The organism is Methylophaga sp. UBA4204, assembly GCF_002379485.1.
Classification (GTDB): Bacteria; Pseudomonadota; Gammaproteobacteria; order Nitrosococcales; family Methylophagaceae; genus Methylophaga.
Genome location: NZ_DFTU01000011.1, coordinates 1 through 10759, shown reverse-complemented (window position 1 = coordinate 10759; position 10759 = coordinate 1). Strand labels below are relative to the sequence as shown.

The following is a 10759-nucleotide window of genomic DNA, read 5'->3' as shown; positions in this document are numbered from 1 at the left end:
ATGAGCCCCTATACAATCAAATTTGCAGGTAGACGTATTGACGAAGGACGTGGCGACGTAGAGCTGACGTATAAGGTTGTTGAGGGTGAACTTTCTGCAACGAATAATATTGTGTTGCATGATATCAAGCTTGGGGAGCGGGTTGAGGCGCCCGATGCGCTAGATTTGCCACTTGATTTGGCGGTGTCGTTACTCAAAAATAAGGAAGGGGTGATTGATCTGACGATTCCAGTAAGCGGAAGTGTCAATGATCCCGAATTTGATATGAGCGCGGTAATTACTCAAGCAATTAACCAGGCGATAACCAATATTGTGACTGCACCTTTCAAATTTCTTGGAGGTTTATTCGGCAGTGATAACGAGGAACCGATAGACAATATTCGTTTCCGGCCCGGTGAGAGTGACCTGGCTCCACCGGAACAGGAAAAATTACAGAAGCTCGCAGGAGCATTAGCCGATCGTCCGCAACTGGCGATAAACATCCCCCCAACCTTTGCGATGGAAGCCGATCGTCAACAGCTAAAACAAGCTGCCGTTGAGCAACGTATTGAATCGCGTCTCGATCAAACTGATCCAGAAACACAATTGGCAGAACGTCGACAAACAGTTTTGGAAACACTTTATCGTGAGGCGGGGTTAAGTCCAATATTGAGGACACTGCAACAGGAATTCACTGTAAATACCGAAACTCAGGAAACAGCTGCACTGGATGTGCTGGCTTACAATGCTGATCTGAAACAGCGATTAATTGAAGCCGAGTCGATATCCGCCGCGCAGTTGCAACAATTAGCTGAACAACGTCAGCAAACCGTTATCGAGTACATTCAACAACACGCGGAAGTGAACAGCGACCAATTAAAACGCAGTGAAACGGTGGCCACCAGATTGGAAGATGGATGGGTAAAGCTGAAATTTGAACTGGTAACACTCTAAATAATTTTTGAGCTAGCAATATCGACGTTATGCCAGAGGCACCATACTAACTGGTAGATATAAAACGCGAGGGAAAGCATGAAGCTGCAAGGAAAAATTTCAAATTGGAATGATGACAGAGGCTTTGGTTTTGTCGAGCCAAATGGTGGTGGAGAGCGTGCTTTTGTCCATATTAAAGCCTTCAACCCTCAAACCCGTAGACCCGCGAATGGTGAAGTTATTATCTATGAAATAGCTCGCGATAATAATAATCGTTATAAGGCTGAAAATATTCAATTTGCTCGTGACATTTCCAAGCCCAAAAAACGAGATAAAGTAAAAAGCCAAAGAGGCTTCGGTGGTATCTTTACGATTGTCTTTTTCATTGGACTGTTGGTCTCAGTCTTTAGTGGAAAGTTGCCTTTAGTTATTGTCGGTGTATATCTAATCATGAGCCTAATTGCGTTTATCGCTTATGCAATTGATAAATCTGCAGCTCAAAATGGAAGATGGAGAACGCAAGAAAGCACCTTGCACTTACTATCTCTAATAGGTGGTTGGCCAGGAGCCTATATTGCTCAAAAGAAAATACGCCATAAATCGAGTAAGAAAGCGTTTATAAATGTTTATTGGGTTACTGTGTTATTGAATTTAGGTGGGTTGTTTTGGCTTCATACAGAGAAAGGAGCTAACTTCATTAATAATGTGGTTTTGCCTTTGTTCAATGGTTAATATGCAAATCAAGGTGGCTGACTCCTTAGATATACAACTTTTTGATCTACACAACCTAAAGAAGGAACACAGGCATGACAACCATTGACTATAAGGCAATGCTGGAAGTGGCGATCAATGAAGCGCGTCAAGGATTAGCCGAGGGTGGTATTCCTATCGGTGCTGCAGTTTTCAATAAAAATGGCAAGCTACTCGGTGCAGGCCACAATCGCCGAATTCAGGAAAATGATCCTTCTGTTCATGCCGAGACCGATGCCTTTCGTAAGGCCGGAAGACAAAAGTCCTATCGCGACAAAATCATGGTCACAACACTTGCACCCTGTTGGTATTGCAGCGGGCTGGCACGGCAATTCAACTTCGGCACGGTGGTTGTTGGCGAATCCGTAAATTTCGACGGCGGGCTAGATTGGCTTCGCGAAACTGGCGTAGAGGTCATCGATCTTAACTCGCAGGAATGCATCCAAATGCTCGGCGATTTCATTGCTCAAAACCCAGAAATCTGGAATGAAGATATCGGTGAAGATTAGGGGCTGTGTCTTTGATCTTCAATTGATCCCTCAAACTATTCCAATAACAACGGCAAACAAAAATACTGGAAATTATTATGAAAGTTGAAACGTTAAGAGATGTTCTTCATTGGACAAGCGAGTTTCATCAACACCTCTCAGAATGTTTGAAACGTGGTGCCGATAAAACTGATAATACGCGAGCACAAATGCTTCTTAACTATTTGTCAGAGCATGAAGAAAAGCTCGGACATGCTGTGCACCAATTCGAAGTCACAGGGAATGAACATGCGTTAAATACCTGGTGCTATGAGTACTTTGATAAAAATCCCATCGTGCAACATCATCATTGTGATGCACCATTTTCTGAACTATCAACCACCGACATTATGCAAGTAATCATTCATCAACATCAGCAAATCATTGACCTTTATCGTTACCTGCATGATTGTGCGGATATATCCTCGGCAAAAGAGTTGATGGAAGATCTCAGATCTTTTGAAGAGCATGAAATTATGGTGATGTCACAGTCAGCTAATCGATTAGAAGATATTTGAGATTGAAACCTTGGAGATAAGGTCGATTGAAAGTTCTCTAAATACAATCGTTTCTGATACCTTTGATACGACATCTGGAACGAAAATATCGGCGAGGAATAGAGTTATTTCTTTCAATCAGCTTGATAAAGTATAAAACTAAATTATTTGGCTAACCCTTTAATCCGGACGCGGATCCCAAATATCCATCATCTAACGCGGCATTACCCGGACGCTCATGAGTGATTCCAATGGCTCTGGTCGTGACAGATAAAAGCCCTGAACATAATCCACTCCAATTTGACGCAGGATATTCAGTGTTGCGGCGTCTTCAACAAACTCGGCAATGGTCTTTAACCCCATGATATGGCCGATGTTGTTAATCGAAGCCACCATGGCCTGGTCAATCCGGTTATTGGCTAGCTCTTGAATGAAAATACCGTCAATTTTCAAGTAGTCGACGGGTAATTGTTTGAGATAGCCGAATGAAGAGAGGCCACTTCCAAAATCATCCAAAGCAAACTGACAGCCTAGGCGTTTCAGTTCGGTAATGAAGCGAGCGGCATTGGCTGGATCAGCGATGGCAGCGGTTTCGGTGATTTCAAAGCAAATATTATTGGCCGGTACTTTGCGTTTCGCCAGTTGTTCCTGAATTAACTGCAAGCAGTCTTCACGACCGATGGAGGCACCGGAAAGGTTAATCGAGCAAAAAACCGGCTGGTTGTTCTGGCGGAGTTGATCGCCCATCCAGGCCAGTGTGTTGCGAATCACCCATTGGTCGATTTTGGGCATTAATCCAAAACGTTCGGCGGCTGGAGTAAAGGCACCTGGCGGAATGATTTCGCCTTGTGGGCTAATCATACGGGCCAAGATTTCATAATGCGGCATGGTGTTTTCGCTGTTTTCCAGCGGAACTATCGTTTGATAATAGAGCCGGAAAAGATCTTGATCGAGCGCTTCCTGTAACCGACTGGCCCACTGAATTTGCCCTTGATGCTCTTGAGCTTGAATATCATCGGGCTGAAACAGATGCACCCGGTTACGCCCGCGATCCTTGGCAGCGTAACAGGCGGCATCGGCATGGCTTAACACCTCATCCAGGCTGCCACTAGCTTCTGTAATACTGACCAAACCGATACTGACGCCTACAGAAAATACCTGACCTTCCCAGGAAAAACGAAAAGCAGTGACGGTTTTACGCAGTGTCTCGGCAATGTCCAGGCCTTTTTCAATTGGACAATGACTGAGTAGCACTCCGAATTCATCCCCCCCCAGCCGTGCCAGAGTATCGCTCTGACGCAATACCGGTTTAAGAAGATTTGAGAGTTGCTTCAACAGTACATCACCGGCTCTGTGTCCACAGGTATCATTGACCAATTTGAACTGGTCTAAATCGAGATAGCAGAGCAGGTGCTCCGCTTTATCATGATGTGCTTCATTGATCAGCGATTCCAAACGCTTTTCAAATTCACGTCGGTTGATGAGGCCAGTCAGAGTGTCGTGCACCGCCTGAAAGCTCAGCATCTTTTGCAAACGACTGTTTTGGGTAATGTCCTGTAAAGCAACCACCCAGCCTATATTTTGTCGGTTGGTATCGAGCAAGGGCGCACAGTTCAGTTGCACTTCAAATTCATCACCTTGCTTGTTTTTCAGCAGAAACAGACGTTTTTGGCTGGTGTTAGGCGTTTTAACTGAGTACTGCTGACACAATGTCGTGATGTTAATTGGGGTCGCTTCACTGTCTTCAATCAGAATAATCTCGTCAATCGGCTTGCCGAATGCCTCTTCAGATGTCTGTCCCAGTAGTTCACTGGCCATCGGATTAAGATAGACGATGTTATACGCTGCATCACAGGTAACAACTGCTTCCGTGATGGCTTCAAGTGTGACTTGTGCCAGCTCAGAGTGGCGGTGCAGACGAGCCTCCATCTTTTTTCTTTCGCTGATATCCCTCAGCATGGCGCTGTATTGCACGCCCTCCTCGGTTGGACTGGCGGTGGTGGTGACTTCCAGGGTAAAGGGGTTGCCCTGACTGTGTCTGGCGATGATTTCATAAGGCCCCGGTTGTTGACTACTGGCCAGGGTGACAAATAAACGTTCCGGGCTTGTGCCCGAAAAAGTTTGTTGGTTTTGTTCATGGAGTAAAACATCAGTTGGCTGCCCCACCAACTGGTGAGCAGGAAGGCCGAACATAATTTCTACGCCTGGATTGGCGCTGGTCACAATCCCCTGGCTGGAGAAGGTGATAACCCCGTCACGCATATCACGCACAATCAAGCGGGTGCGTGTCACCATGCGGTTCAGGTTAGCAATCACCCGGTTGTACTGGGAGGCAATCTGGCCAACTTCGGTAAAAGGCTCAACTGGCACTCGCTGCTTCAAATCACCACTACGCTCTTGCGTTTGCATGGCTGAAAGCAGATCCGTCAGTTCGGTTTTCGCGCCATGTTCTGACACATTCAGCCCCTGCTGCTCGGCTTCGATGCTGACGCGCAAAGGTATGAAACGGTTCAGTAGAAAGAGGAATGTGATTGTCAGCGGAAAAATAAACAAGGCACAAGCAAATATGCCAAGCAATTGCACCTGCAATTGGTCAAAGCGGCTTAAGCCAGTATCAAGCAGTTGCAAATCACCAAAAAGTGCAACGGCCAGTGTGCCCCATATTCCGGCGACCAAGTGTACTGGCACCGCCGAAATGGCATCATCCAGCTGCAGTCGGTGCATCTGTTTTTCAGCCAGAAACATCACCAGCGCGCCAAGGCTTCCAATCACCGCCGCTTGTGGCGTTGAAACTACATGACAACCTGCTGTAATAGCGACTAGTCCGGCCAGGGTGCCATTAATGGTGAGCGAGGTGGTCTGGCTATTATCCTGTTGTGTTTTTGAAAGCAGGATCGCCGTGATTCCACCAGCAGCGGCTGCAATGATGGTGTTGACGATGATGCCGGCAATAGCCGTGGTAAAAGCCAGTGTACTGCCACCGTTAAAGCCAATCCAACCGATCATGAAGAACAGCATGCCAAGAATCGCCAACGGCAGGTTGCTGCCTGGGATGTTTTGTACTTTGCCTCGAATGAAACGTCCGGTACGTGGGCCGATAACAATCACGGCGGCCAGTGCTACCCAGCCACCCACACTGTGTACTACGGTGCTGCCGGCAAAATCGGTGAACCCCATGGCTTCCAACCAACCAGGAGATTCATTAACGGCGCTGCTCCAGACCCAATGACCAAACACCGGGTAAAGTAGCAAACTGATTAATGCGGTGATGATGATGTAAACCACAAAGCGACTGCGTTCAGCGATAGCACCAGAGACAATCGTGGCGGCTGTGGCACAAAAGGTTAATTGGAAAAAGAAAAAACTGGCGTGCCAGAATTCATCTCTGGAAAAATCAGCAAGAAACCAGTGAGTATCGAGTTTCATGCCTTCATGGGCACCAAACATGATGCCAAAACCAAACAGCCAGAAGAGCATGGCGGTAACGATCAAATCAAAGGCGTTTTTAAGCGCTACGTTAATCGCATTTTTACTTCGGGTAAGCCCAGATTCGAGACACAGGAATCCACCCTGCATAATCAGAACCAGCATCGCTGCAATTAAAATCCACAAAGCATCCAGCGCACTCATATCAGGCATTATCCGTCTCCGAAGATAAAGTCAGCACTCTATCGGTGCGAGAGCCTGGCAGTTATTGACACAATAGCGCCAGCCCGCGCCATATCGAGCGTTGTGACTTCTCAAGGAGCAGAAATTGTGCCATTTCAGCTAATATTGATTGCAGTGGAAAGGAAAACGATTTAAACGAGGGATCATTACAAACAAAAGGGCCAGAGAAAATTCTCTGGCCCTTTTTGTTGCCTGTAAAGTAGATGTTAGTTTATTTGATAAACAGCATCTCACGGTATTTCGGCAGTGGCCATAAATCATCGGCTACTTCCGTTTCCAACGCATCAACATGGGCACGGACTTTATCCATCAGGGTATGGATATCATTCGCGCAGTAGTTCATATGTGCTTCGATTGAGTCAAAGTCATGTTTGGTTATGGCTTTGGACAGTTCAGCTACCGCAGCGATCATGGCATTGGTTTCGTTGGCGATTGAGCTGGCAATCGAGTTGTCCATTTCAATGCCCAGATCAGACATACCTGAACAGGTCATCGATAATTCGCCCAGATATTGCGTCGCTGCCGGGTAAATCATGGTTTTGGCCATTTCGATAACCAGTTTGGCTTCGACTTCAATCGATAAAATGTACTGCTCGGCATAGACTTCAAAGCGGCTTTCCAGCTCGACCGGTGAAAACACATTGGTCCGCTTGAACAGCTCGCGGATTGACTCATCACGCAGGTATGGAAGCGCATCAGCTGAGGTCGGCAGGTTTTTCAAACCACGTTCCTCAACCGCCATTCTATGCCATTCAGCAGAATAGCCATCGCCACCGAAAACTACGTTGCCATTCTCTTCCATCAATGTTTTCAATACGGCTAAAACGGCAGTGGTTCGTGATTCCGTTTTCGCCAGTTCGGTTTCCAGTTTTTCAGCAATCCAATCTAACGAGTCTGCCAGAATGGTGTTCATCGCCACTAATGGGCCGGATACCGATTGTGAAGAACCGACAGCACGGAATTCAAAACGGTTACCGGTGAAGGCAAACGGAGAAGTACGGTTACGGTCACCTGGATCACGTTCGAATTTAAGGATTTGAGACAGACCCAGATCCATTTCGCCGCCTTGTTTCGATGAGGCGATATTGCCGTCTTTAATATCCTGGAAGACTTTTTCCAGCTGGTCACCCAGATAGACAGACAGGATTGCTGGTGGCGCTTCATTGGCACCCAAACGGTGGTCATTGGAAGCAGAGGCGATAACTGCACGCATTAGCGGGCCGTATTTATTTACGCCACGAATAACCGCGCCACAGAACAACAGGAAGTTGAGGTTATCGTGTGGAGTACTGCCTGGATCCAGCAAGTTGCCTTGTGTGGCATTACCGACAGACCAGTTGACGTGTTTGCCTGAACCATTCACACCCGCGAACGGTTTTTCATGTAACAGGCACATAAAACCATGTTTTTTTGCCGTGCTTTTCATCAGTGTCATCATCAACTGCTGATGGTCGGCAGCGATATTGGCAGATTCATAATACGGTGCGATTTCGAACTGGCCAGGAGCCACTTCGTTGTGATGAGTTTTGGCAGGAATGCCCAGACGATACAACTGGTCTTCAAAATCCTGCATAAAGATTTGCACACGTTCAGGAATCGCACCGAAGTAATGATCATCAAATTGCTGACCTTTGGCAGGCGAGGCACCAAATAGAGTACGACCGGCTAACAATAAGTCTGGACGGGCATTGGCAAAGTTGATGTCGATCAGGAAGTATTCCTGTTCAGCGCCACAGCTTGAGCTCAGTGGGGCAATTTCTTCTTCCCCCATTAATGACAGTACTTTGCGAGCGGCTTTATCCATGGCTGCATTGGAGCGCAGTAACGGGATTTTCTTATCCAGCGCTTCGCCGGTCCAGGACATAAACACGCTTGGAATCATCAGCGTTGAACCATTTTCGGTATGCATGATGAACGCAGGGCTGGTTGGATCCCAGGCGGTATAACCACGTGCAGCATTGGTCATACGCAAGCTGCCGTTAGGGAATGATGAACCGTCCGGCTCACCTTTAATCAACAAGCTGCCCGAGAATTCGGTAATCGCATTACCTTCGGAATTGGTCACAATAAAACCGTCATGTTTTTCAGCGGTGATATTGGTCATTGGATAAAAAAGATGTGAGAAGAACTTAACACCTTTGGATAACGCCCAGCTCTTCATCGCTGCTGCCACAACATCCGCCACCGCCGGTGCAAGTGGTGCGCCGGTTTGTACTGTTTGTTTAACCGCTTTGAATGCCGATTTATTCAAAGCCTGTTCCATGGTTTCCAGGTTGAATACATCCGTTGCCCAAATCTTATCTAAGGATTCAGGTGTTTTTACAGCGATCTTTTCGCGGTTGGTGATTTGTGAAATGGCTGTCAGGCGCGTTTCGTTTCCACTCATTTAATTATCCTTTTTGCGATGTTTGTTTAATTCGTGTTGTAGTTATTCGACATGGTAGTAAGAAGCTTAACCCCGTAAAAATTGATCATGAGTAGAACGGCGAAACAGAACACGACCATTAAGTTCTTTTTATCCAATCACAGTCATAAGCAATAAGCAGTCCAATTATCATAGAAAACGTAATATTCAGCAAAACAAGAATAGGCCTGAGGCACTGATTTTTTAAGGATGCAGAGAGGGTCAGGATTGAGTCTTACTGCGAGCGAAGAAGGTGCGGGCAGCACCAAAATGGGGCATAAATATTGCGCAATATTATGGCGAGAAAAAGGCAATTTGGCGCTACATTTTGTAGTAGCTGTTAGTTATTTTTTGCTTTCATTGATAAGTCAGTGATTCGTTACAATCAAACCCTTGGTTTTTCGTCTGGCTGATATCGTTTTTTTAAATATTAGATGTGATTCACGGTTTCTGAAACGAATTAGGCGGATAACTAATCTCAACAGAAGATCCTTCTGGTAGTTGACGTTGTCTCTCTCGTTGTTTTTGTCAGGCTTATGCCTGACTTTTTTTATCTAGCCCCATAAATTTATTGCAGTGCTTAAGTTACGGCAAAACAAGTTGTGCCTTAAATGATCTGGGTCAATGACATAAAATTCCAAAAGACCTAATCTGGTTTTATCGCTCCCACTTTTACAGCTATGGGAACATCTCAGACAATTATGAGGAGTCGCGTTATGGCAACTATGATGAAAGCAGCTATTTTTATTGAGCCAGGCCGCATCGAGATTGATGATAAACCCATTCCCGACATTGGCGATAATGATGCATTAATCAAAATTTCCACAACCACTATCTGTGGCACGGATGTGCATATTCTTAAAGGTGAATATCCCGTTGAAAAAGGCCTGACAATTGGCCATGAACCCGTCGGGGTGATTGAAAAGCTGGGCAAAAATGTTCAGGGCTACCATGAAGGGCAACGGGTGATAGCCGGTGCAATCTGTCCCAGTTATACCTCCTATGCCTGTCAGGATGGCTGTTCGGCACAAGATGGTGGAGCACACTCTCATGGATATAAACCTATGGGTGGCTGGCGGTTTGGCAACACCATTGATGGGGCACAGGCCGAATATCTTCTGGTGCCGGATGCGCAGGCGAATTTATCCCCTGTGCCAGAAAATTTAACCGACGAACAGGTCCTGATGTGTCCCGATATTATGTCCACCGGTTTTGCCGGTGCTGAATCAGGCAATATTAAAATTGGGGACATTGTGGCGGTATTTGCTCAAGGTCCGATTGGCTTGTGTGCCACAGCCGGGGCGCGATTAAAGGGTGCCAGTTTTATCATTGCGGTAGATGGGGTGGATGAACGTCTGGCGATCTCCAAACAAATGGGCGCAGATGTGACACTGGATTATAGAAAAGATGATGTGGTTGCCGAAATACTGAAACTGACCGGTGGACGTGGTGTCGATGTCGCCATTGAAGCCCTTGGACAACAAAGCACTTTTGAAGCCGCGTTGCGTGTCCTGAAACCCGGCGGAACATTATCAAGTCTTGGCGTGTATTCATCCGATCTGACCATTCCTCTCGATGCGTTTGCCGCAGGATTGGGCGACCACAAAATCGTTACCTCACTATGCCCCGGCGGTAAGGAACGTATGCGTCGTTTGATGGATGTTATTTCGCACGGCAGACTGGATTTAAGCCCTATGGTGACCCACCGGTTCAAACTGGAAAACATCACCGAAGCCTATGATTTGTTTTCTCATCAACGCGATGGGGTATTGAAGGTGGCTATCGAGATCTGACCAGCAAAATCCTGAGTCCCAACAAGCAATTCACCTTATGGCTATTTATTGTGACAGCGTAATATATGAACCGTAAGACAAACAAAACAACCAACGAGGTGATTATCATGTGGACTAAACCAGAATATTCAGACATGCGTTTCGGTTTCGAAGTAACGATGTACATCTGTAATCGTTAAGATTTGAAACAACGCAAAACAAGAAGCC

8 protein-coding genes are annotated in these 10759 nt (G+C 46.3%); 6 read left to right on the top strand and 2 right to left on the bottom strand.

Annotated features, from left to right (window positions below; genetic code table 11):
• The 4 genes from B3182_RS01490 to B3182_RS01475 form a co-directional block, all read left to right on the top strand.
• The coding region (locus B3182_RS01490) for a DUF748 domain-containing protein (RefSeq protein WP_292751250.1) at positions 1-933 on the top strand (933 nt) is incomplete at its 5' end.
• A gap of 78 nt (positions 934-1011) precedes the next feature.
• Complete coding sequence (locus tag B3182_RS01485) at positions 1012-1644, top strand: cold shock and DUF1294 domain-containing protein (RefSeq protein WP_292354422.1); 633 nt, start codon at positions 1012-1014, stop codon at positions 1642-1644.
• A 74-nt stretch (positions 1645-1718) separates the two neighbouring features.
• On the top strand, positions 1719-2171 hold the full coding sequence (locus tag B3182_RS01480) for a nucleoside deaminase (RefSeq protein ID WP_292354423.1): 453 nt from the start codon (positions 1719-1721) through the stop codon (positions 2169-2171).
• A 77-nt stretch (positions 2172-2248) separates the two neighbouring features.
• The gene (locus tag B3182_RS01475) at positions 2249-2707 is read left to right on the top strand and encodes an ATPase (RefSeq protein WP_292354425.1); all 459 of its coding nucleotides are present in this window, start codon (positions 2249-2251) and stop codon (positions 2705-2707) included.
• A 192-nt stretch (positions 2708-2899) separates the two neighbouring features.
• Here the strand turns inward: B3182_RS01475 and amt are convergent, their stop codons facing one another.
• Together amt and B3182_RS01465 are read right to left on the bottom strand one after the other, a co-directional pair.
• On the bottom strand, positions 2900-6325 hold the full coding sequence (gene amt / locus B3182_RS01470; protein WP_292354427.1) for an ammonium transporter: 3426 nt from the start codon (positions 6323-6325) through the stop codon (positions 2900-2902).
• A gap of 241 nt (positions 6326-6566) precedes the next feature.
• Positions 6567-8741, bottom strand: coding sequence for a glutamine synthetase III (locus B3182_RS01465; protein ID WP_292354428.1), 2175 nt, complete (start codon positions 8739-8741; stop codon positions 6567-6569).
• A gap of 734 nt (positions 8742-9475) precedes the next feature.
• On the opposite strand from B3182_RS01465, the gene B3182_RS01460 reads away from it, so the two are divergent.
• On the top strand, positions 9476-10552 hold the full coding sequence (locus B3182_RS01460) for an NAD(P)-dependent alcohol dehydrogenase (RefSeq protein ID WP_292354429.1): 1077 nt from the start codon (positions 9476-9478) through the stop codon (positions 10550-10552).
• Positions 10553-10659: 107 nt separating this feature from the next.
• Complete coding sequence (gene pqqA, locus B3182_RS01455; protein WP_081443609.1) at positions 10660-10731, top strand: pyrroloquinoline quinone precursor peptide PqqA; 72 nt, start codon at positions 10660-10662, stop codon at positions 10729-10731.
• The last annotated feature ends 28 nt before the right edge of the window (positions 10732-10759 follow it).